This window comes from Caulobacter sp. CCUG 60055 (assembly GCF_022750545.1).
In the GTDB taxonomy this organism is placed as follows: Bacteria; Pseudomonadota; Alphaproteobacteria; order Caulobacterales; family Caulobacteraceae; genus PUIC01.
The window spans coordinates 399,450-422,555 of the sequence record NZ_PUIC01000001.1 but is presented as its reverse complement, the minus strand read 5'-3'; the positions used below and the strand labels follow the sequence as shown (position 1 = coordinate 422,555).

General features: G+C 68.8%; 17 protein-coding genes and 2 tRNA genes. 15 read left to right on the top strand and 4 right to left on the bottom strand.

What is annotated here, in order from left to right; genetic code table 11:
• The first annotated feature begins 15 nt into the window (after positions 1 to 15).
• The 5 genes from C5708_RS01925 (at position 16) to C5708_RS01905 (ending at position 1,481) form a co-directional block, all read left to right on the top strand.
• Complete coding sequence (locus C5708_RS01925; protein ID WP_242917258.1) at positions 16 to 492, top strand: DUF192 domain-containing protein; 477 nt, start codon at positions 16 to 18, stop codon at positions 490 to 492.
• Entirely contained in the window at positions 485 to 925 is a 441-nt protein-coding gene (locus tag C5708_RS01920) for a PaaI family thioesterase (protein ID WP_242917256.1), read from the top strand. Before C5708_RS01925 ends, C5708_RS01920 begins: the two co-directional genes overlap by 8 nt.
• 60 nt (positions 926 to 985) lie before the next feature.
• Positions 986 to 1,062, top strand: a tRNA-Pro gene (locus C5708_RS01915).
• 27 nt (positions 1,063 to 1,089) lie between these two features.
• Positions 1,090 to 1,395, top strand: a complete 306-nt coding sequence (locus C5708_RS01910; RefSeq protein WP_242917254.1) for an ETC complex I subunit — start codon at positions 1,090 to 1,092, stop codon at positions 1,393 to 1,395.
• A gap of 9 nt (positions 1,396 to 1,404) precedes the next feature.
• Positions 1,405 to 1,481: transfer RNA gene (locus C5708_RS01905), tRNA-Arg, on the top strand.
• Between the two features lie 60 nt (positions 1,482 to 1,541).
• Here C5708_RS01905 and zigA read toward each other — a convergent pair.
• Entirely contained in the window at positions 1,542 to 2,738 is a 1,197-nt protein-coding gene (gene zigA, locus C5708_RS01900; RefSeq protein WP_242917252.1) for a zinc metallochaperone GTPase ZigA, read from the bottom strand.
• Between the two features lie 161 nt (positions 2,739 to 2,899).
• Positions 2,900 to 3,310, bottom strand: coding sequence for a hypothetical protein (locus C5708_RS01895; protein WP_242917243.1), 411 nt, complete (start codon positions 3,308 to 3,310; stop codon positions 2,900 to 2,902).
• Between the two features lie 127 nt (positions 3,311 to 3,437).
• On the opposite strand from C5708_RS01895, the gene C5708_RS01890 reads away from it, so the two are divergent.
• The gene (locus C5708_RS01890) at positions 3,438 to 4,535 is read left to right on the top strand and encodes a helix-turn-helix domain-containing protein (protein WP_242917241.1); all 1,098 of its coding nucleotides are present in this window, start codon (positions 3,438 to 3,440) and stop codon (positions 4,533 to 4,535) included.
• Positions 4,536 to 4,625: 90 nt separating this feature from the next.
• Complete coding sequence (locus C5708_RS01885; protein WP_242917239.1) at positions 4,626 to 6,584, top strand: hypothetical protein; 1,959 nt, start codon at positions 4,626 to 4,628, stop codon at positions 6,582 to 6,584.
• A gap of 48 nt (positions 6,585 to 6,632) precedes the next feature.
• Here C5708_RS01885 and bla read toward each other — a convergent pair whose 3' ends face one another.
• On the bottom strand, positions 6,633 to 7,706 hold the full coding sequence (gene bla, locus C5708_RS01880) for a class A beta-lactamase (protein ID WP_242917237.1): 1,074 nt from the start codon (positions 7,704 to 7,706) through the stop codon (positions 6,633 to 6,635).
• Positions 7,707 to 7,722: 16 nt separating this feature from the next.
• Positions 7,723 to 9,231, bottom strand: a complete 1,509-nt coding sequence (locus C5708_RS01875; protein WP_242917235.1) for a M81 family metallopeptidase — start codon at positions 9,229 to 9,231, stop codon at positions 7,723 to 7,725.
• A 394-nt stretch (positions 9,232 to 9,625) separates the two neighbouring features.
• Here C5708_RS01875 and C5708_RS01870 point away from each other — a divergent pair, with 394 nt between their 5' ends.
• The 8 genes from C5708_RS01870 (at position 9,626) to C5708_RS01835 (ending at position 22,959) form a co-directional block, all read left to right on the top strand.
• Positions 9,626 to 11,248, top strand: coding sequence for an amidohydrolase family protein (locus C5708_RS01870; RefSeq protein WP_242917233.1), 1,623 nt, complete (start codon positions 9,626 to 9,628; stop codon positions 11,246 to 11,248).
• 47 nt (positions 11,249 to 11,295) lie between these two features.
• The gene (locus tag C5708_RS01865; RefSeq protein ID WP_242917231.1) at positions 11,296 to 12,924 is read left to right on the top strand and encodes a D-aminoacylase; all 1,629 of its coding nucleotides are present in this window, start codon (positions 11,296 to 11,298) and stop codon (positions 12,922 to 12,924) included.
• Positions 12,925 to 13,157: 233 nt separating this feature from the next.
• Positions 13,158 to 13,688 (top strand): sigma-70 family RNA polymerase sigma factor, encoded by a 531-nt coding sequence (locus C5708_RS01860; RefSeq protein ID WP_242917229.1) that lies wholly within the window; start codon positions 13,158 to 13,160, stop codon positions 13,686 to 13,688.
• A complete protein-coding gene (locus C5708_RS01855; RefSeq protein WP_242917227.1) occupies positions 13,685 to 14,758 on the top strand; it encodes a FecR domain-containing protein in 1,074 nt (357 codons plus the stop codon). Before C5708_RS01860 ends, C5708_RS01855 begins: the two co-directional genes overlap by 4 nt.
• A 114-nt stretch (positions 14,759 to 14,872) precedes the next feature.
• Entirely contained in the window at positions 14,873 to 17,323 is a 2,451-nt protein-coding gene (locus tag C5708_RS01850; protein WP_242917219.1) for a TonB-dependent receptor, read from the top strand.
• Positions 17,324 to 17,418: 95 nt separating this feature from the next.
• Entirely contained in the window at positions 17,419 to 19,338 is a 1,920-nt protein-coding gene (locus C5708_RS01845) for a serine hydrolase domain-containing protein (RefSeq protein ID WP_242917217.1), read from the top strand.
• A 143-nt stretch (positions 19,339 to 19,481) separates the two neighbouring features.
• Positions 19,482 to 21,161: a serine hydrolase gene (locus C5708_RS01840; RefSeq protein ID WP_242917215.1), complete on the top strand. Its 1,680-nt coding sequence runs from the start codon at positions 19,482 to 19,484 to the stop codon at positions 21,159 to 21,161.
• Positions 21,162 to 21,366: 205 nt separating this feature from the next.
• The gene (locus C5708_RS01835) at positions 21,367 to 22,959 is read left to right on the top strand and encodes a serine hydrolase (RefSeq protein ID WP_242917213.1); all 1,593 of its coding nucleotides are present in this window, start codon (positions 21,367 to 21,369) and stop codon (positions 22,957 to 22,959) included.
• Positions 22,960 to 23,106 lie beyond the last annotated feature (147 nt).

Here is a 23,106-nt window from a genome sequence, read left to right as displayed (position 1 = left end):
ACAGGGAGTTTCGTCTTGTCCTTGAAGACCTCCACGCGGCGGGCGGCCTTGGCGCTGCTCGCCGGCCTGTTCGCCGCGGCCGCGGCCCCGGCGCCGCCCGCCGTGAAGCTGCGCGTCGAGCCCCTGGAGGTGGTCTCGGCGAAGGGGGTCGCCAAGTTCCAGGTCGAGATGGCCGACACGCCGGCCAGCCGCGAGCGCGGCCTGATGTTCCGCAAGGCGCTGGCCCCGGACCGGGGCATGCTGTTCGACTTCAAGACCCCGCAGGAGACGGCGTTCTGGATGCGCAACACGCTCATCCCGCTCGACATCCTGTTCGTCGCCCGTGACGGGCGCATCATCACCATCGCCCGCAACGCCGCGCCGCTGGACGAGACGCCGATCCCCTCCGGCGGGCCGGTGCTGGGCGTCCTGGAGTTGAAGGGGGGCAGGGCGGCCGAGCTGGGCCTGAGCCCCGGCGACCGGGTGCGTCAGCGGATTTTCACGGGTGGCTGACGCGGCGGAGGTTCCGGCCCCGCCGCCGGGCTTCCTGCCGTCGCCGTCGCGCGGCCCGTTCAGCGCCCACAACGGGCCGTTCTTCGACCGCGAGGCCGACGAAGGGTTCCAGCGCGCCTTCTATGCGCTGAAGCGACACTGCAACGGCCTGGGGCTGGTGCACGGCGGCATGCTCACCAGCTTTCTGGACAGCCTGCTGGCCGCCGCCGTGCATCGCGCCACCGGCGCGGCCTGCGTGACCATCCACCTGTCCGTCGACTTCCTCAGCATGGCGCGCGCCGGCGAATGGGTGATCGGCGAGGCGCGCCTCACCCGCGCCGCCCGCGACACCGCCTTCGCCGAGGGACGGGCGATGATCGCCGGCCGCGACGTCGTGCGGGCCAGCGGCGTGTTCAAGCTGATGCCCCGTCGGGCGCGCGAACGGGTCGGTTGACGTCGCTGATGCGTTGCGGCGGGGCGCGGCTCATGGCAAGAACCGCGCTTCCGAGGGCCACGGGGCGTAGCGCAGTCTGGTAGCGCATCTGCTTTGGGAGCAGAGGGTCGCAGGTTCAAATCCTGCCGCCCCGACCATCGGAGGGATTTCAGAGGCTGACCGTCATGCTCGCGCGCATCTATCGCCCCGCCAAGAACGCCATGCAGTCCGGCAAGGCCAAGACCAAGGACTGGGTGCTCGACTTCGCCCCGGCCTCGGCCCGGCTGCCCGACCCCCTGATGGGCTGGCAGCAGTCGAGCGACATGAACGGCCAGGTGCGCCTGACCTTCGAGACCCGCGAGGAGGCGGTGGCCTACGCCCAGGCGCACGGCATCGCCTTCCAGATCGCCGAGGCCAAGGAACCCAAGCGCATCCTCAAGGCCTACGCCGACAATTTCGCTTTCGGCCGCAAGCAGCCCTGGACCCATTGACCCCTTTTCGCGCCCTTAGCTCAGCTGGATAGAGCATCCGCCTTCTAAGCGGACGGTCGCAGGTTCGAGTCCTGCAGGGCGCGCCACTCCCGCGGCGAGGTCGACGCCGACGGGCGCCTGGACGTGAAGGCGGGTCCGGCGCGGCCTTAGTTCGACGACCAGGCGGGGAAGGGATCGGGCAGCCGCGACCAGGCCTGGGGCCCGAGGGCGAACTGGGCCTTGGACAGCAGGCAGGCGTCGAAACCCGCTTCCAGCGCCCGACGGTCCATATCCTGGCCTATCAGCACGATCTCCTGCCGGCGGTCGCCGTACCGGGGCCGCCAGATTTTCTGCATGCTCGCCCGCCAGCGCGGATCGTCGGGCCACATCGCCTTGGGCGCGGTCGCCCACCAACGGCCGCCGAGCTCGACCTGGGTGGCGGGGCCGGCCTGGCTCCATGAGCCGACGCGGTCGTTGCGGGTGGCGAGCCAGAAGAAGCCCTTCGACCGGATGACGCCCGGCCATTCCGATCGAAACCATGCGTCGAGCTTCGCCGGGTCGAACGGGCGGTCGGCCCGATAGACGAAGTGGGAGATGCCGTATTCCTCGGTCTCGGGCACGACCTCGCCGACCAGGGCCTTGCGCCAGCCCGGCGCGAGCTCGGCGCGCTCGGGATCGTAGAGCCCGGTGTCGAAGATCTCGTTCAACGGCACGGCCCCATAGGCCGCCTCGACCAGACGGGCCTGGGGATTGAGCGCGGCGAGGACGCCGCGCAGACGGCCCATCTCCTGGGCCGAAACCAGATCGGCCTTGTTGAGCACGATCACGTCGGCGAACTCGACCTGCTCGACCAGGAGATCGACGACGGTGCGGTCGTCGCCCTGGTCCGCGGCCTCGCCCCGGTCGGCCAGATGGTCCCTGGAGCCGTAGTCGCGCAGGAAATTGAAGGCGTCGACCACGGTGACCATGGCGTCGAGCCGGGCGAGGTCGGCCAGGCTTTCGCCGGCCTCGTCGCGGAAATCGAAGGTGGCCGCCACCGGCATGGGTTCGGAGACGCCGGTGGATTCGATCAGCAGGTAGTCGAACCGCCGTTCCGCCGCCAACCGGCGGACCTCGATCAGCAGGTCGTCGCGCAGGGTGCAGCAGATGCAGCCGTTGGACATCTCGACCAACTTCTCGTCGGTGCGCGAAAGGCCGCCGCCGCCCTGGCCGACGAGGGCGGCGTCGATGTTCACCTCGCTCATGTCGTTGACGATCACCGCCACGCGCCGCCCGTCGCGGTTGTTCAGCACGTGGTTGAGCAGGGTGGTCTTGCCGGCGCCCAGGAAGCCCGACAACACGGCGACGGGGAGGCGAGGGTCCATCGGGCGTCTCCAGGTTCGATGGTTGGAGGCCCGGATCGACGGTCCTGATCCGCGTGCACCGGAACATCCGCCCGAGCCCCGGCTGGTTATGAAGTGTTATATTATAACATTCAAGCCCGTCGAAGCGCTACGCCGGAATGGGTGCGGCCAAGGCCGGCAGGTCAGAAGAACCCGGCCAGGAACGCGGCGGCTTCCTCCGACACGCCGGCGATCTTGTTCGTGGCCTGCCGGTAGAACTTGAAGTTCAGCTCGGAACCGGGCTGGCCGTCGCCCCAATCGGCGTAGGACTTGAGCTGGCTTCGCCCCAGGGGCCGCTTGGCCAGCGCCGTTCGCCGGATCGAGAGGCTGACCCTGGGCGTCTGCCGCGCGACGCCTGGCTTTCTCGGGACGACCTTCGCGGTGGTGACGACGCCGCGGGCCAACAGACCCCGTCCGCCTTCGTTCTCGCTGGCGAAAATGAAGACCGTGTCGCCCTCGGCGATGAGCTTGCCGCCGTACATGGTCTTCTGGGCCTCGAGGATGAACACCTCTGACCCCGGATCGACGATATGCGCCTTGACGACATAGGCCATGATCCGCCCCCTGACGGGCCGGGCAGCGTCGTCCAGGCCTCGCGCCCGTCTTGATATATCTCAGAAGTAGAGCAATGTCGGCGCGATCGGGGGATCGGACGGATGAAGGCTGAGGCGACGTTGCGGGATGACTGCCGACCCCGAGCATGAGGCGCTCCTCACCTGGGACTATACCTCCGAGGTGTGGAGCTGGTCGCCCGCGGACGGGCCCTGGTCGCCGGCGCACGGCCGCCCCAAGACCAGCGGAGCCCGCCTTTCCGCCTCGACCGGAAGCCTCGGTCCCGACGACGCCTACGAGTTCTGGCGCGAGGTGGTCATTTATGACTTCGCGGCCGGCCGCATGGACGCCGAAGCGAAAAGGGAATTTCGGGGCGCGGGGGAAGTCTTGGCCGCTCCGCGAGGCTCCATATTCACCTGTCGGCTGGGGCCGCTGAGCGGCGAGCGGACGCGCGCGCAGAGCCGGGCGGACGGTTGCGACGAGGTCAGCTTCGGCCTGGTGCGCAAGGGGCGGCGGCGGACGGTCGGCCCCGACGGGACCGTAAGCTCGTCCGAGGCGGGCGACTTCTATGTCTATGACGCCGCCATGCCGTGCCGGCTCGAATGGACGGCCCACGAAAGCATCTATCTCGCCGTCCCCCGGGACCTGCTCCGCTCGACCTTCGGCGGCGACCCGCCGCCCGCCGAGCAGCTTCGGACGGCGCTTCAGGCTTCCGGCCTGGCTCCCTTCCTCAAGGGGCAGCTCGACCTGATGGCGCGGCGATGGAGGCGAACGCCCGAGCGCGACCAGATGGTCGTGTTCGACGCCGCGCTCGACCTGCTGCTGGCGGCCCTGGCCGGCGTGCTGGGTTCGGCGAGCGCCGAGGGAAGCGAGGCCGTCGGGGCGGGCCAGTTCGCCGCCGCCTGCCGGTTCATCGAGGCCAATCTCGCCGACCCCGATCTCGATCCCGTCCGGATCGCCAGGTCGGCGGGCTGCTCGCGCGCCACGCTCTACAGGCTGTTCGCCCGCCGCGAACTGACGGTGGCGGGCTATGTCCGCGATCGGCGGCTGCAGCGGTTCATGCGGCTGCTGCGCGTGGCGGGACCGGACGCCACCATCGCCGCGCTGGCGGCGCGCTGCGGCTTCTTCGATCCGCCGACCTTCAACCAGACCTTCCGCCGCCGGTTCGGCGTCAGCCCGGGCGAACTGCGCCGCGAGGCGATGAAAATCGCCCTGGTGAGACGCTGACGCAATCCGATTGAGACGCGGTCGTTACCGCTCGTCCGACGCGTTTCCTACTCTGCCGGAATCAGGGATCGGCTTGGGTTGAGGCAGGGCATGGCGCGGATCGACGGCGGCCGGAAGGCAGGGCGGGCGAGGAACCTCAGGCGCGCCTTGACGGCCGGGGCGGTGCTGGCGGGGGTGCTGGCCGGCCCCGCCATGGCCTGGGCGCAGGGCGTGCAGATCGGCGGCGGCGGAAGCGGTGGCGGGGGCGGCGCCAACACGGTCGCCGGCGCTGGCGGAACTGCGGGATCGGCCGGCGCCGCCGGCGGCGGCGCTGACGGCAATCCCGCCGGCGGGGCTCCGGGGGCGGGCGGCCAGGGCTATCCGGCGCACACCTTCGCGGGCGGCGGCGGCGGCGGCGGCGGCAGTTCGGCGGTCGACGGCGCGGTGGCCATCGGCGCGGGCGCGGCGGGAGCTGGCGCCCCCGCAGCCGCCGCGGGCGGCGGCGGGGGCGGGGCCAACGCCTCGGCCGGCGGCGCGCTGGCTTTGGGCGGCGGCGGCGGCGGCGGCGCGTCCTTCGGCGGCGGCGCCACCGGCGGAACGGGCGGCGCGGGCGCCTCGGCCAGCAACAGCGGCGCCACCGCCATCGGCAGCGGCGGCTCCGGCGCCAACGCCGGCGGCGGGCATGCTGGGAACGGCGGCGCCGGCGCGGTGGCCAGCGGCGTCGCCAGCACAGCCATCGGCGGCGGCGCCAATGCGACCAGCCCCGGCCAGGCGGGCGGCTCCGGCGCCGTGGCCAGCGGGAATTACAGCACGGCTGTCGGCGGCTCCAACGCCGGGATGCAGGCGGCGCAGGCGCTGGCCGACAACGCCACGGCCCTGGGCGCCGGCGCCGTGGTCCAGGCCGGCGCCGCCAACTCGGTGGCCCTGGGGCAGGGCTCGGTGGCCTCGGGGACCAACACCGTCTCGGTGGGGTCGGCGACGCAGCAGCGCACCATCACCAACCTGGGCGAGGGGGCGGTGTCCGCGACCAGCACCGACGCGGTCAACGGCGCGCAGGCGTATCGTATCCAGGCCGCCGCGACGGCGGCCCAGGGCGCGGCCAACACCGCGCAGGGCGCCGCCAACGCCGCCCAGGGGACGGCCAACACCGCGCTGGGGCTGGCGCAGAACTCGGCGCAATACAGCGCCGACGGGCAGTCGCTCGCGCTGCAAGGCGCCGGCGGCGCGACCATCACCAACCTGCGCGCCGGCCAAGCCGCCACCGATGCGGCCAATGTCGGCCAGGTGCAGCAGAGCGGCCAGGCCGCCCTGGCCAGCGCCAACAACTTCACCACCCAGCAGGTGGCGGCGCTGCAGACGCTGATGAACCAGGCCTTCGCCAACGGGCTGTGCAGTTTCGCCGGCGGCGGCGTCAGCTGCGGCGCCGGGGCGGCGGCGCAAGGCTCCGGCGCGACGGCCATCGGGGCCGGCGCGCAGGCGACGGGCGACAACACCACCGCCTTGGGCGCGGGCGCGCAGGCGCGCAACGGCTCGGTCGCCATCGGCGCGGGCGCACGGGCGCTGGCCGATCCCGCCACGGCGGTGGGCGCCAACGCCGTAGCCGGCGGCGACAACAGCGTCGCCCTGGGCGCCAACGCCGTGGCCAGCGCCGCCAACGCCGTGGCCCTGGGCCAGGGCTCGCTGGCGGACCGCGCCAACACGGTGTCGGTCGGCAACGCCCAGACCGGCCTCGCGCGCCAGATCACCAATGTCGCGCCCGGCGTCATGCCCGGCGACGCCGTCAACCTGGGCCAGATGCAGCAGGCGATGGGGGCGATGGGCCAGCGAGCCCAGGACTTCGCGGCCAAGGGGGTGGCCGCCGCCATGGCCATGCCCAGCCTGCCGACCCTGGCGGCGGGGCGGCAGTGGCTGGGGGCGGCCGTCGGCCAATATGGCTCGGCCACCGCGCTCGGCGTGGCGTGGAGCTATCAGGCCAGCGAGGCGCTGAGCCTCGGCGCGGCCGTGTCCGGCGCCGCCGACGGGGGCGGCGCCCGATTGGGAGGACGCGTGCAGGTCGGCTACGCCTGGTGACAAGAGGGGGGCCGTCCGCCCCGCAACGCCGGGCGGACGGCTCAAGACCTAACGGCTGGCGCTTTCGATCAGCATGTAGTCGTAGATCGAGCGGCTGATCTCGGCGATCGCGCGTTCCCGCGCCTCCTCGGGCAGCTTGCTCTTCTTGACGTACACCGCGATGGCCACGCGGCCTGCGCCGCCGGGAAGGTAGATGACGCCCGTGTCGTTGACGCTGGCGCCCAAGGTCCCGGTCTTGTGTTTGACGACCGTGGCGGCCGGCAGCATGCCCTTGATGCGCTTGGGACCGGTGGAGCAGCGCTCCATCGCGCCCAGCAACACGTCGGTGCTGCCGGCGGACAGGACGTGGTCGTCGACAATGCGGGAGAGCAGCTTCACCATGGCCTCGGGCGTGGTGGTGTCGCGCGGGTCGTCGCCATACTTCGCATCCGGCGCGGAGGCCCGATCCTCCAGCCCGGGGTCCGCGGCCAGCGCCTTGGTCACGTAGGGAACCACCGCTTCGCCGGGGGGAACCATGTAGAAGCGGCCGATGATGCCGGCGGTGTCGCCGTCGACGCGCAGGTCCTCGACCCCGACGCTTCTGACCCAGGCCGTGACCGCGCCGGGGCCGCCCGCCAGCCTGGTGAGGAGGTCGGTGGCGGTGTTGTCGCTCTTGGTCATCATGGTTTCGATGAGGTTGCGCACCGACAGCGAGATTCCCGGAAACGGAAAGACCTCGGCGATGCCCTCCGACGGCACGATCAGCGCCGGGTCCACCGGCACCATCTGATCAAGAGACAGGCGCTTGGCGTCCACCTGGGCCAGCACGGCGCCGGCCACGGCGATCTTGAAGGTGCTGGCCATGGGGAAGTGGTCGCGGCTCTTCGAGGCGACGGTGAGGCCGGTTTCGAGGTGGCGGGCCATCACGCCGACCTCGCCGCCGGACAGTTCGGACAGCCGCAAGATCTGAGCCTCGATGGCGGCGCGCGCCTTGGCGCGTTCGGCGGGGACGGGCGCCGGCGCGGAGGCGGCGTGCGCGCCCAGGGGCGCCAGGGCCGCCGCCGCCAGCAGGCCCGCGAAAGCCATGCGCAAGGCCGCCCGCGAGAGTTTGCGCCCGGCGGTGGGGATGGGGGAAGGGGTCATTGCCTATGTCCTCGTCTCAATTCGAAGGCGTGTGCGGTTTCGCGTCCCGGTTCAGGTCTCGGTTCAGGGGGTCGGCGACGCGCGGGTGAAAATCTCCGTCTCGCTTGCGGCGGTAGGCGAGGGAGGCGAAATCCATGCCGATGGCGCCCGGCGTCGCTACCGAAACGATCTGGTCCGCGATCGGGGCGAAGCCGGTGTGGAAATGGTGCGACGACTTGACCCCGACCGTCCGTCGGCCGGTCAGGTCGATGCCCAGCCCGGTGAAGAGATCGGCGTGAAACCCTTGGGTCCGTATGCTGGAGATGACGACGTCCACGCCCCGTCCGACCTGCACCCAGACCGTCAGGCCGAGGGGGTCGCTGGAGCCGCCCAGTCCGGTTTGGGCGTGGTTCGGCGCGATCGCCTTCACCGTCGCCAGCAGGTCGAGCGGGTCCGCCGAGGTCGGGCCGCTCTTGCCGCCCAGGCGCAGGGCGAAACGGGCGCCCACGCCGGCGCCGGCGCAGACGCCCGCGGCGATCGGGTCCCAGATCGGCCCGATGGCGGCGTTGTCCAGGTCGCGGTCGAGCATGGCCCGCAGCAGCGAGGTGTTGTCGCTGGGCGCGCCGCCCCCGGGGTTGTCGGCCGTGTCCGCCAGCACGCAAAGGCCGTCGCAGCGCGCGGCGATGTCCAATGCGGTCTCGATATCGGGATAGCGGGGCAGCAGGGCGTCCCGCCGATCGTAGATCGCCAGGCCGATTTCCTGCGCCACCTCCTTGGCGAGCGCCGGATCGTCGTCGGCGATGACCAGCACCTTCGATCCCGTTTCGGGGGTGTCGCCCCAGGGAAAGCCATGGGCGAAACTGACGGAAAGCACGCCCGGCCGCCGTTCGGCTTCACGCATTTGGCGCAGCAGCCCGGCCATGGGCTCGGCCGTGGTCGGGTAAAAGCCGACCATCCGGCAATCGAACACCGCCGATGCGGGTTTGACCTCGCCGCGCGCCTTCCGGGCGCAGATGTCGTAGAGGGCGTCGGCCGCCGGGATGAAGTCGTCGTGCGGATATTCCTTCATCAGCACCAGCGCGTCGGCGTTCTCCACCATCATCGGCGTCAGGTGGCAGTGCGGGTCCAGTTCCGCGCCGATGGCGGCCTGGGGCCCCACCACCGCCCGGATGCGCCGGATCAGGTCGCCCTCGCAGTCGTCGCACTCCGTCGAGACCATCGCGCCGTGCAGCAACAGCAGCACGATGTCGAAGGGGCCTTCCGACGTCAGCATCGCGAGGATTTCGTCGCGATAGCTTTCGTACACGGACTGCAGAGTGGGGCCGGACGGATGCGCGAAGGCGAGCAGTCCCTCTGAAAACGCGTAGCCGTCGGCGCGCGCCAGGTCCTCGAACCGGCCGAGCACCATGGACTCCATCCGATCGGGGTCGAGGCGGGCCTGACCTCTGCTGACGCCGGCCTCCTCGAAATCGCGTCTTCCCGTCGGCCAGGCGCTGAACGTGTTGGTTTCCGTGCCGAAGGCGGCGGCAAATACCTTCATCAACATCTCCCCGGGGCATCGGCCTCAACCCGGCGGCCGAATGCGTCGGTGCCTTGGGCGGTGTGGGCAGGGCCCTGATTCATCGAGCTCCACGCACGCTCTGCGGCGCTTCAATCTGGTGGTCGAACACGCAGAACAATGGTTTCGCAAAGTCACTTTTCATAGATGGAAAATTTTTCCGAAGCTAAAATTTTCCATCGGAATGGGATGGGGCGGAAGAGGTCGAGATCATGCCATTGTTAAATAAGGACTATCTTTAACGCCGCCGAACCGCCGCGATCACCTCCGCCGATTCAAGACTCTCAGTCAGGATGGATTGTCGGATGAGTGGAATTGAATTTCCGATTGTGAAATATGGATTTGGAAAATAAGCCTTCATGGCCGCGCCGGGAGGGCCGCCATGAATCGATCTGAGCGTTCTCAGCCTTTTCGCCCGGACCGTCCGCCTTCGACCGACGCCGCCATCCCGTCCAGGATCGTCCTGAAGCTGTTGAAGCGGGGGGCCTTGCTGGCGCTGGCCGGCCTGACGCCCTTCTCGGCGAGCCTGGCGGCGGAACCGTTCGACATCGTCCTCAAGGGCGGCCTGGCGATGGACCCGGAGACGGGCCTGCAGGCCGTGCGGGACATCGGCGTGCGAGACGGCCGGATCGCCGCGATCTCGGAAGCTCCGCTGTCGGGGACGAGGATCATCGATGCGAGGGGCAGGGTGGTGGCCCCCGGCTTCGTCGATCTGCACTCCCATGCCCAGAACCTCCTCGGCGGCCGGGTCCAGGCCTTCGACGGGGTCACGACGGCGATGGAGGACGAGGTCGGGCAACTGCCCGTGGCCGCCGCCTACGACCGGGCGGCCAGGAGCGGACGGGCCATCAACTACGGCTTCTCGTCGTCCTGGGCCCTGGCCAGGGCGACCGTGCTGGGCGGCGCGACGCCTGACGGGACCGCCGAAGCCATCCCCGAGGCGCTCGAAAAGGGCCACGCGGCCACGACGGCGCAAGCGAGCGCGGCGCAGACCCGCGACATCCTCAAACTGGTCGGCCAGGGTCTCGACGAGGGCGCCGTCGGGATCGGCCTGGCGCTCGGCTACATGCCCGGGGCCGGCGAGGAGGAGGTCTTCAAGATCTCCAGGCTGGCGGCGGCCCGGGGCGTTCCGGTGTTCGTGCACATGCGCAGCACGGTCGGAGACTTCGCGGCGACGCAGGAAGTCGTCGCCGACGCCGCCGCGACCGGGGCCCAATGGCACATCATGCACGTCTATTGGGACAGCGTGGAGCAGCGCGACCTTCTGGAGGCCGTGCGCGCCCAGGGCGGTCGCGTCACGCCCGAAACCAAGGGCTGGTTCCACGGGGCCACCTATATCGGGGCGACCTTCCTCGCGCCGGAGGCCTTGAAGGCGGCGGGACAGAAGCCGGACAGCATCATCTACTATGGCCGCCATGTCGGCTCGTACGCCGAACTGGCCGACCTGAGAGCGCGTGACCCGAGAGCGTTCATCATCAACCTCGACCCCGCCACGGACGACGCCGACCTGTCGCTTCGCACGGAGACCGCCCGTCGCCTGGCGACGCCCGGCTGGGTCCTGGCCTCCGACGCCATGCCCTGGACGCAGGCGCCGACACATTACATCCCCGAGCAGACTTGGCCTCTGCCCGCCGACGCCTGGTCCCACCCGCGAAGCGCGGCGACCTATACCCGGATCATCGAGAACTACGTCGGCAAGTGGAAGCTCGTCGGGCTGATGGATGTCCTGCGCGCCGGCTCGTACTTTCCCGCCCGGGAACTGGAGGCCGCCGCGCCGCAGTTCCGGAACAAGGGGCGGCTGAAGGTCGGCGCCGACGCTGACCTGATCGTCTTCGATCCCGATCGGATAAGGGTGCGGGCCACGCTCGAGCAGCCGGCCGCCCTGTCGGCCGGGATGGACTACGTCCTGGTCAATGGCCAGGTCCTGATCGCCGAAGGACGGCTCGATCCGACGACGAAGCCCGGCCGACCCATTCGCCGCGAGGCGTCCGCGACGTCGCGCTGACGCCGCCGCCCGCATTTCGTGTTCCTTTCTCGACAGGACGAACCGTCATGAAGCTGTTTCGAAGCGCCGCGCTGGCTTTGGCGGCGTTGGTCGCCGCCCCGGCCTGGTCGGCGCCGGCGGCCGACTACGATGTCGTGATCCGCAACGGCCGCGTCCTGGACGGCGGCGGCGACCCGTGGGTCCGCGCCGATGTCGCCGTCAAGGACGGCCTGATCGCCCGCGTGGGAACGGTCCGCGGGCGCGGGGCGCGAGAGATCGACGCCCGGGGACGCTACGTGTCGCCGGGGTTCATCGACATGATGGACCAGTCGCAGGAGGTGCTCCTCAAGGCCGGCCGCGCCGAGAACAAGCTGCGGATGGGCGTGACCACGGTCATCGCCGGAGAGGCGGGCGTCCCGGTCGCCGCCGATGGGATCGGCGGCTATTTCGACCAGCTCGCGCGCCAGGGGATCGGGGTCAATATCGGCGTCTACTACAACGCCATGCAGGCCCGGCTGCCGGTCATGGGCGACAAGGAAGGCGTCGCCACCCCGGCTCAGCTCGAGCCGATGAAGGCCGAAGTCCGCAAGGCCATGAAAGCCGGGGCATTCGGCGTCTCCACCGCGCTGATCTATCCGCCGATGAGTTTCCAGGGAACCGACGAACTGGTCGAACTGGCCAAGGTGGCGGGCCGGTGCGACGGCTTCTACGTGACGCACATGCGCGACGAGGCGGCCGGCCTGGTCGGCGCGATCGAGGAGGCGGTGGCCATCGGCGAGCGTTCGGGCGCCAAGGTCGAGATTTTCCACCTCAAGGCCGGCTATGCGCCAGGCTGGGGCGAGCTGATGCCCAAGGCCGTCGCGACGATTTCGGCCGCACGGGCGCGGGGCGTGGACGTGGCGGCGGACATGTATCCCTATACGGCCGGCGGCACGGGGCTCAGCATCACCGCCCCCAACTGGATTTTCGCCGACGGCGAGGCCAAGGGATGGGAACGGCTGCGCGATCCGGCGATCCGGGCGCGCCTGAAGAAAGAGGTCGCCGCCGGATCGGTCCCCGGGTGGTCCAACCTCGTCCAGGCGGCGGGCGGCTGGGACAGGATCGTTCTGGCCAACGCCTACAACCCGAAATACGACCGCTACCGCTACAAGAGCATCGCCTTCATCGCCAAGGCCATGGGCGAGGACCCGGCCGACCTCGCCTGGGACATCGTCCTGGACGCGCTGCCAAACCGGGCCATGGCCCTCTTCTTCATGATGAGCGAGCCGGACATCGAACTGGCCATGAAGCAGCCGTGGACGAGCATCGGCAGCGACGCCGGCGCGACCGAGGTCTTCGGCCAGCTGGACGCGGAGGACCTGCCGCATCCCCGAAGCTATGGAACCTTCCCGCGGGTGCTGTCCGAGTATGTCCGGAAGCGTCAGGTCCTGACCGTGGAGGACGCCGTTCGGAAGATGACCGGATGGCCCGCCACGCGCATGGGCCTGAATGACAGAGGCATGATCCGTGAAGGACTGAAGGCGGATCTTGTCGTGTTCGACCTGGACAGGGTGAAGGACGCGGCGACCTGGGAAGCGCCCATGGCGGCTCCGGAGGGCGTCGACTATGTGCTGGTCAACGGCGTCCTTGCTGTCAACGCCGGCCGCGCCACGGGAGCCAAGGCCGGGCAGATTCTTCGCCATCGCTGCGACGACTAGCCCTATGCTCGCCGAGGGAACGGGAGCTGCGCGTCAGGAGATGCTGCGAGGCTGATAACAGCCTGGGGTGGAATTCCATGAGGTAAGGCCGCTTTCCGTCATCTGTAGGTACGGGCGCAGATTCAGAGGCGAGGCGGGCCGTTGACGCTTTGGGCTTACAGGTCGCGACGAAGGCCGGCGGGAGGCGACCTCCACGCCTTGCCCAGCCATGCCGTTCAGGTGTCGAAACGTCCATGAGCAGCGAAGCGTCCGAAAGGCTTCCGACGGCTGACGCGCGGCAGGTCGCCGACCTTTCGGCCCGGTACGCCGAGGCGGTGCGCCGCTATTTCTCGCGACGGTTGCCGGGAGCCTCGGACATCGAGGACCTCACCCAGGAGGTCTTCATCAGGCTGCTGCGCCGGGCGCGGCTGGGCGATATCGAGAACATCGAAGGCTATCTTTTCCAGATCGCGGCCAATCTCCTGCGCGAGCGGGGGCGGCGTCGGCTGCGGCGTCGGCGCGACGTCCAGCAGCCGCTGGATGACGACTTCGCCGAAACCTATGACGACATGTCGCCGGAACGGATCCTGCTGGGCCGCGAGGCCTATGACCTCATGGTGCGAAGCCTCCAGGAGCTGCCTGAGCGCGCCCGCACGGTGTTCATTCTCAACCGGTTCGAGGATCTGACGGGCGTGGAGATCGCGCGCCGCCTGGGCGTCGCCGTCAGCACGGTCGAGAAGGACATGATGCGGGCCATTGCGCACCTGCGGGCGAGGCTGCGATGAACCGGGCCGTGCTGGACATCGACGAGGCGCGGGAAGCGGCCGCCTACTGGCTGGCGCGCCGCCAGCTCGGGCTGATGACCTCTCGGGACCAGGCCGCCTTCGAGAACTGGTTGGGCGAGGCGGCCAACGCGGCCGCCTATGACGAGGCCGAGGCGTCCATCGCGAGCTTTGGCGCCGTCGCCGCGAGCCCGGAGGTGCGCAGGATGCGCGACGCGGCGCTGGCGGCGCCGCTGCAAGCCCGACGGATCACGATTTTCTGGCGGGCCGCCGCCGCCGCCGCCATCGTTCTGCTCGGCGTCGGGACATGGTCCATAGCGCCGCGCCCCTCGGAGCGAACTGTTCCCGGGCTCGACGCGACCATCCAGGGCGCGGCTCCGGCGGCGCCCGCGCCCGGGCCCTCAGCCAGGCGATACGCCACGGCGGTCGGGGAGCGGTCGAAATACACGCTTGAGGACGGCTCGATCGTCTCGCTCAACACCAATACGGTCCTTGAAGTGGCCTATTCGCGCGACGAGCGGAGCGTCCGGCTGTTGCAGGGGCAGGCGCTGTTCGAGGTCGCCAAGAACAGAAATCGGCCGTTCGTGGTGCTGGCCGGCGACCGGCGCGTCACCGCGGTCGGCACCGCCTTCGACGTCCGCGTGGGCGACGGCGGCGTGCGTGTCGTGCTTGCCGAAGGGCGGGTGACGGTCGACCCGCTTCGTCACAAGGGAATGGCGAGACTGGTTCCGAGCCTGGACCGCCAGGAGCTTCAGCCCGGAGAGCAGCTGATCGCCGACCCCTATCGGCCGCTGGTCATCGCCGCCGCCGACGTCGAGCGCCTCACCAGCTGGGACCGGGGGCGGCTCATCTTCCGGGACGACCTGCTGTCCGAGGCCATCAAGGAGATGAACCGCTATTCGCGAACCCAGATCCTGATCGAGGATCCCCGGATCGGCGATCTGAGGATCAGCGGGGTTTTCAATGTTTCACGCCCCGAAAACTTCCTCGCGGCCGTGACGGCGTTCTATCCGCTGGAGGAGCGGCCCAGGTCCAAGGGGGCCGTGGTGCTGGACTGGCGCAAGGCCGGCTGAGAGAATTTCGAGAAAATTTTATTATAAGTAAGGAGTTTTCTGAATCCGACATCTTTCCTCCAGAGGCCGCCTGAAGGTGGCAAGCGCGTCGCAAAGGCGCCGGGAGGGAAGATTGTGAACCACAACAGATTCGGCGGCGCGCGGTCGTGGGCGATGGCGGGGGTCGCCATCGCCGCGGTGGCGACTTCGGCTCAGGCGCAGCAGCAGCGCAGATTTGACATTCCTCGCCAGGAGCTCGCCCTAGCCTTGGAGCTGTTCGGCAAGCAGAGCGGCAAGGAAATCGTCTTCGACAGCCGTCAAACCCAGGGCAAGCTGTCTTTCCCGGTTCGCGGGACGATCGAGCCGGGCAAGGCGTTGCAAGGCCTGCTGGCCGAGACCGGCCTGGTGTCGCGCACGGTCAATCCCGACACCTTCATGGTGGAGAAGCGAAGCCAGGCGGGCGGCGAACCCGTCGCCGCCATCTCCGCGCCCGCCGGCGCCGCGGAAGAGTTCACCGGCATCGCCGAGGTCATCGTCACCGCGCAGAAGCGCGCCGAGCGGGCCAAGGACGTGCCGGCCTCGGTGAGCGTTCTCGGGCGGCGGCAGCTCGAGGACCTGCACGCCGGCAACCTCAAGGACTACGCCGCCTATGTGCCGGGCCTCATCGTCGACAGCGGCGGCCAGCCGGGGGAGAGCACGATCACCATGCGCGGGCTGAACCCGCGCGGGGACACCACGATGGTGGCCACCTATGTCGACGAGGCCCCGCTGGGGTCGAGCAACGGCTACTCGGCCGAGGCCTCGACCTCCTTCGACATGATGCCGTACGACCTGGAGCGGGTCGAAGTGCTGCGCGGGCCGCAGGGAACCCTCTACGGCGCCAACAGCATGGGCGGGCTGCTCAAGTACGTCACACGGGCTCCGCACCTGAACGACTACGAGGTCCGAGCCGGCGCCGAGGTCTCCACGACCGAAGGGGCCGGGAAGCTGGGCTATATCGGCCGCGTGGGCATCAATGCGCCGCTGATCCCGGGGGAGCTCGCCGTGCGGGCGAGCGTCTTTCACGAACAGACGCCGGGCTACATCGACAACTACGTGACGGGCGGCAAGGGCGAGAACAGCGGCCGCCAGGACGGCGCGCGGCTGGCGTTGCTCTGGCAGCCGACCGACGCGCTCAGCGTCAAGGCCTCGGCGACCTACCAGGACGGCGCGTCGAAGGGCAACGGCATCGTGCGGCTGGCCAGGGGCGGGACGACCCCGCTCGGCCCGGTGGGGGGAGACCTGACCAACGGCAACATCCTCGCCCAGCCCTTCAAGAAACGCACCCTGCTGTTGGCGACGTCGGTGAACTGGGACCTTGGCTGGGCCGATTTCATTTCCGCGACCAGCTATTCGAAGGGGCGGCTGCGATCGACCACGGACTATTCCGACGTCTATGCGAGCGTGGGCCTCTCCGACCTCCGCAACGCGGCGGACCTGCGGCGATACACCCAGGAGTTCCGGCTGGCGTCCAGGCCCGGCAAGTTCGAGTGGCTGGCGGGCCTCTATTACGACGACGAGTTCACCAAGGCGGGTCAGTACCTGTCCGCGCTTGACCCGGCGACGCGGACGCCCGTTCCCGATCTCGATCCCTTGCTGCGCAGCAGCCTGCGCAGCGCGTACCGCGAAGGGGCGGTATTCGGCAACGCGACCTATCATTTCACGGACGCCTTCGACGTGACGGCGGGGTTGCGGTGGGCGCGCAATCGGCAAACCCTCAAGCAGGACGCCGTCGGCGCGCTGCTCGAAAATGGGCCGACGGGGCCCGTCACCGGCAAGTCGGAGGACGACGTCCTCACCTACGCCATCAGCTCCAGGTATCGGCTTGGAGCCGACTACATCGCCTATCTGCGCGTCGCCCGCGGTTATCGCCCCGGCGGTCCCAATCCGGTCTTTCCGGGGGTGCCGTCCCAGGTCAACGCCGACACCATCATCAATTACGAAGGCGGCCTGAAGGGGGACCTGCTGGAGCACAGGCTCCAGCTCGACCTGTCCGTGTTCCGCATCGACTGGAAGGATATCCAGCTTGAAGCGCATACGCCGGACGGCAGCGTCAGCTTCGGCGCCAACGGCGGCACCGCGCGCAGCCAGGGCGTCGAACTCTCCACGCTCTTCATCCCGGTCAAGGGCGTCCAGCTCGGTTTCAACACCGCCTACACCGACGCCGTCCTTACTGAGGCGGTGCCTTCGATGGGGTGGGCCGACAAGGCCCGGATGCCGTCGGCGCCGCGTTGGACGGCCTCGGTCACCGCCAACTACGAGACCCGGGTGACGGACGACTGGATGCTGCGGCTGGGGGGCGGCTACCGCTACATCGGCGCGCGGTTCAACGACGTCGAGGGCGGGGTGAATACGGTGCGCCTTCCCGAATATGGGGCGCTCGACCTGAACGCCAGCCTTTCGAACAGTCGCTGGACCTTGGGCTTCTTCGTCCGCAACGCCGCTGATCGCCGAGTCTATCCGAACGGCGGCGTTGTAGGTTCCTACTTCCAGGGCGTGGTTCTGCAGCCTCGCACGATCGGCGTGAGTCTGGACGCCGCCTTCTAGCCCTCGCTGGCCGCAATTTTCCCACAACGCATACCCCGCAAGCGGCCGCCGCCAGTCGGCGGCGGACCGCCCGAGGGCTGCAAGAGGTCCGCTTGATGATGAACGTGAAGAAGATCGCCGCCTGCCTGATGGCGGGATTGGCGCTCAGCGGCGGGGCGGCGGACGCCGCCGTCCCGCCGCCCGCCCCGCAGGTCGCCTCCGCCGCGCCGGCCTCGCCGATCCTGGACGACGTCACGACGCTGGCGCCGTTCGTCGACGGCGTCATGACCGCCCAGATGGAGCAATGGAAGATACCCGGCGCGGTCATCGTCATCGTGAAGGACGGCAAGACCCTGCTCGCCAAGGGCTACGGCTACGCCGACGTCGAGAAGGGCGCGCGGGTGGACCCCGACAAGAGCCTGTTCCGCATCGCCTCCACGACCAAGCTGTTCACCTGGACAGCGGTCATGCAGTTGGTCGAACAGGGCAGGCTAAATCTCGATGCGGACGTCAACACCTATCTGAAATCGTTCAAAATTCCAGCCACCTACGCCAAGCCCGTCACGCTGCGGAGCCTGCTGACCCACACGGCGGGGTTCGAGGAAGGCAGCGTCGGCTACGGCATCGCCCTGCAACCTGAACCCTCGATCGCCAAGGTGCTCGGCGCTCATATTCCGGCGCGGGTGCGCCCGCCGGGCGAGATGCTTTCCTACTCCAACTACGGCGCCGCGCTGGCCGGCCTGATCGTTCAGGAGGTGACCGGCGTTCCTTACGAGGACTACGTCCAGAGGAACATCTTCGACCCCTTGGGCATGAAGTACGCCACCGTGCGCGAGCCGGTCCCCGCGGCGCTGGTCCCTTACAAGGTCAACGGCTACGCCTGGGAGAACGGAGCCTTCGTCTTCCAGAAGCAGACCTTCGAGGGGGGCTTCCGCCCCGCCGGTTCCGGCGCGGTCTCGGGCGCCGACATGGCCCGGTTCATGATCGCCCAGCTTCAGGACGGCGAGTACGAGGGCAAGCGGATACTGCTGCCGGCCACGGCCCGCCTGATGCGAACGCCGGCCTTCTATTACGACAAGCGCCTCCCAGCGATGGACCTCGGTTTCTACGAGACCGCGATGGGCGGTCAGATGCTGGTGGGCCATGGCGGATCGGATCCGGCCTTCAACACCGAGCTGTCCCTGCTGCCGGCCCACAATCTGGGCGTCTTCATCTCGTTCAGCGGCGGCGAGGGCGGCGTGGCCGCCGAGAACGTCGAGAAGGCTCTGCTGGCGCGTTACTATCCGCCCCAGGGCGGCGCGCCGGCGTCCTACAAGGCGGCCTCCCTCGAGAAGTACGCCGGCTCCTACCAGTTCACCCGCCGCAACCACACCAAGGTCGACAAGGTCTACGACCTGCTGTCCCGGATGCCGGTCAAGGTGTCTGGAGAGGGCCTGAGCGTCGGCCAGGGCAATGACGCGGTCCAGTTCGCGCCTACGGGCCCGGACCTGTTCCAGGAGATCGGCGGACAGCGCCGCATCGCCTTCCGCGTCGATGGGTCGGGCGCGGTCACCCACATGTTCATGGACTTCCTGTCGCCGATCCCGCTGGAACGGGCCTCGCTGCTCGACGATACGGCGCTCTGGTATCCCGTGCTCGTCGTCGCCCTCCTGCTGTTCGGCAGCGCGTTGCTGGGCTTCCTCTATCGGCGACGTGAAATCTGGGCGGCGCCCCGCGCCGACAGGCGCTTGATCCTGATCTCGACCGCCGTCTCCCTGTGGGGGCCTCTGACCCTCGCGGCGCTGTTCGTCTTCCTGATCCTGACCGACGTGGTCGCCCGGCAGAGCAGCGTGCCGCTGAACCTGAAGCTCGCCTTGGGCATGCCTATCGTCTTCATCGGGCTGACCGCGGCGTCCCTGGTCGCCGTCGTGCGGGTCTGGATGCGGAAGGGCCTGACCTTGCGGCTGCGGCTCTATCATTCCGCGATCGCGCTGGCGGCGCTCGGCGTCGTCGCCTTCTTTGCTCAATGGAACCTGCTGGGCTGGAGGTTCGGATGAGGTCCGTCCGGTTCACGGCCCCATCCGCAGGGAGATGGGGCCCGCCGAGGCGCCCCCGCGACCGTGGCGGCCAGCGAACCGCAAACCCGACAATCACCCCATCGAACGGAAAACCCGGCTCGCCGGAAGCAGGACCCCATCAGATGCCCGACAATCAGAAGCGAGCATTCATCGTCAACGTCGCCGCGGTCGCGCTGTCGATCTGTTCGACAACGGCCGGCCCGGCCCTCGCGGCCAAGCCGGCGGTCGGCGTCCGGCCCGCCGCGCTCCCTTCCGTCGTCGGGAGGATCGACAAGGTCTTCGCGCAATGGAAGCCGGGCCAGACGCCTGGCTGCGTCGTGGGCGTGGACCAGAAGGGCAACGCCTCGATCATCCGGGCCTATGGCGTGGCCGACCTCGAGCACGATGCGCCCAACACCCCGGCGACCGTGTTCGAGGCGGGGTCGACGTCCAAGCAATTCACCGCCGCGGCCGTTCTGCGCCTGGCGGAGCAGCACAAGCTGTCGCTCACCGACGACGTGCGGAAATACATCCCCGAACTGCCTGACTATGGCCACGTCGTCACCATCCTCAACCTGCTGAACCACACCGGCGGCGTTCGGGACTGGGGAGAGCTTGCCTCTTTCGCCGGCGAGCCGCGCGGCGCCCGCGTCTATTCGATGCGGGACGTCCTGGACCTCGCGGTTCGGCAGAAGGCGCTGAACTTCACGCCCGGCGACGAGTTCTCCTACACCAACACCGGTTACAACCTGCTGGCCATCGTCGCCGAGCGGGTGAGCGGAAAGAGCCTGCCGGACTATACGGCCGCCGAGTTCTTCACCCCCCTGGGCATGCGGAACACCCGCTGGCGGGACAATTTCCGGCGGGTGGAGAAGGGGCGAGCGATCGCCTATTCGCCGACCGAGACCGGCTTCGCCCAAGCCATGCCCTTCGAGGACACCTACGGTCATGCGGGCCTGCTGACGACGGCTGGCGACATGCTGATCTGGAACGCGGCGCTGACCGATGGACGGATCAGCGCCTATGTCGCGGGCGGCCTCGCCGAGCATGGCGTCCTGGCGTCAGGACGGCGGATCAACTATGCGCGCGGACTAATCTGGGCCGACTACCGGGGCCATCCCGAGATCGCCCATCCGGGGGCGACGGCCGGCTACACGGCGTGGCTCGGCCGGTATCCCAAAGACGGCCTGTCCATCGCCCTGCTGTGCAATCGGGCGGATGCGGACAACGAAGCCCTGGCCCACGCCGTGGCCGACGTCTTCCTCTCCAAATCGCCGGCGACGCCGAAACCCAAGGCTCCGATCCAGCCCATGGCGGGGATCGAGGGCGTCTTCATCAACGAGACGACCGGCGCTCCCGTAAAGCTGAAACTGGCGGAGGGGGCCTTGCAGGTGGGGGGCGGCATGCAACTGGCCCTCGCGTCCGCCGCTCGGTTTGAATCGGCGGGTTCGGTCCTAAGCTTCGAAAACAAGGACAGGTTCACCCTGGCCGACGCCTATGGCGGCCTGGCCTCGTTCCACCGGGGAGGCGCCGTTTCGCCCGCAACCGCGCAGTCGCTCGCCGCCTACGCCGGCGCCTACGCCAGCGATGAGGCGGGGGCGACCTACCTGATCGGCGTGAAGGACGATCACCTGACCTTGGCGATCAAGGGGCATCCGGAGGCGGCTTTCGACCTGGCTTCATCCTACGCCGACGCCTTCGACCTCGAAGGGCTGCTGGTTCGCTTCGTCAGGGGCTCCGGTGGAAAGGTCACAGGGCTGCGCCTGACCGGCGACCGTGTGAGGAACGTGCAGTTCGACCGGCTGGCCGAGACGCCCAGATAGCGAAACGGGCAAATGATCGGCCGATCAAGCTCAAGTTAAAATCGATTCGAATAACCGGAAGATCAGAACTCGTCTCCGTCATTATTAAATAATGTCCATGTTTTCATGTATGAACATTGCGGCGTGATGATTTCGCTTCTTCCGGCATCAAACCTATCGACGACCGCACAACGCGGCGAGCGCGCCCTGGGCGCTGGGAGGGATCATGCTGCGGAAGCACTGGGCGTCAGCGTCGATGCTGGCGATGTCGACGGTCTTGATGTTCGTCGGGGCTGCGTCGGCGGGGGAGGGGCGTTCGGCTTCTCCGCCGATGACGCCGGCGAAGATCGACGCACTCGTCGCCAGGGCGATGAAATCCTTCGACGTCCCGGGCGTTTCGGTCGGGATCGTCAAGGATGGGAAGCTCGTCTTCGCCAAGGGTTACGGCGTCCGCCAACTGGGCGGCGGCGACAAGGTCGATCCCGACACCATCTTCGGCATCGGCTCGAACAGCAAGGCGTTCACGGCGGCGGCCCTGGCCATCCTGGTCGATGAGAAGAAGATCAAATGGGATGACAAGGTCATCGATCACCTTCCGGACTTCCGGATGTACGATCCTTACGTCACCCGGGAATTCACGATCCGCGACCTGCTGACCCACCGCAGCGGGCTGCCTTCCTACGCGGGCGACCTGATGTTCGTCCCGTCGAGCGACTTCACCCGCGACGAGATCATCCGCAGCCTGCGGAACCTGAAGCCGTCTTCCAGCTTCAGGACCAAGTACAATTACGACAACCTGCTCTATGTCGTCGCCGGCCAGATCATACCGGCGGTCACCGGCCAGAGCTGGGAAGACTTCGTTCAGGCTCGCATCCTGGCCCCGCTCGCCATGGAGCCCTGCGCCGTCAATCTGCGGCGCGTGAAGAGCACGGCCAATCTGGCTTCTCCCCACGTGCCGGTCGCGGGCGTCATGCAGGCGGTCAAGGCCGACAATCTCGAACTGGTCGGGCCGGCCGGCTCGATGCAGTGCAACCTGCCCGGCATGGCGAAATGGGTGAGCACGCTGCTGGCGGAAGGCGTGGCGCCCGATGGGAAGCGGCTGCTCAGCAAGGCCCAGACGCTGGAGTTGTCCACGCCCCAGACCTTGCTGCCGCCAGCCCGTGAAGGACTGAGCGCCGAGGCGGGGCTGAAGTTCCAGTCCTATGCGCTGGGATGGGGCGTCGCCGACGTCGCCGGCCGCACATTGGTCTATCACGACGGTGAGATCACCGGCATGAGCTCGGTCGTGTCCATGCTGCCGGAAGAAAAGTTCGGCGTCATCGTCCTGACCAACCAGCAGCACGAGGCCGCGAAGCTGGCCCTGATGCTGCAGATTGTCGACGCCCAGCTCGGCCGATCCGATCATGACTGGGTCAAGGTGTTCAAAGAGGCCGTCGACGAGGAGCGCGAGCAGGTCAGCGCCAAGGAGACCGAGGTCGAGGCGGTCCTCAAACGCGGCGACGTCAAGCCGACCCTGCCGTTGCAGACCTACGCCGGCGTCTATCGCGACCCCTGGCGCGGCGACGCCGGCGTCCGGGTCGAGGGCGACCACCTGGTTCTGAAGTTCAGCAGGACCGAGGCCCTGGAAGGGCGGCTTCTGCCCTACAGCGGCGACATCTTCGTCGTGCGCTGGAAGGACAGGGCGCTCGACGCCGACGCCTTTGTCCGGTTCACCCAGAGCTACGATCGCCGGGTCGAAGGCATGACGATGCAGGCCATCTCGCCGTCCACCGACACCAGCTTCGACTTCAAGGACCTGAGTTTCAAGAAGGTCGACTGACGACCTCGGGGAACGCCTTCGCCCGCATGCCGGCATGTCCGCGCTCGCCCGAGCCGGAGCCGCCGCGCTGCGCCTCTTCGTCCAGTACCAGGCTGCTGCTGCGGGAGACGCCGCATGAACACCGCCCGCAAAGCCCGCCCTACGCTC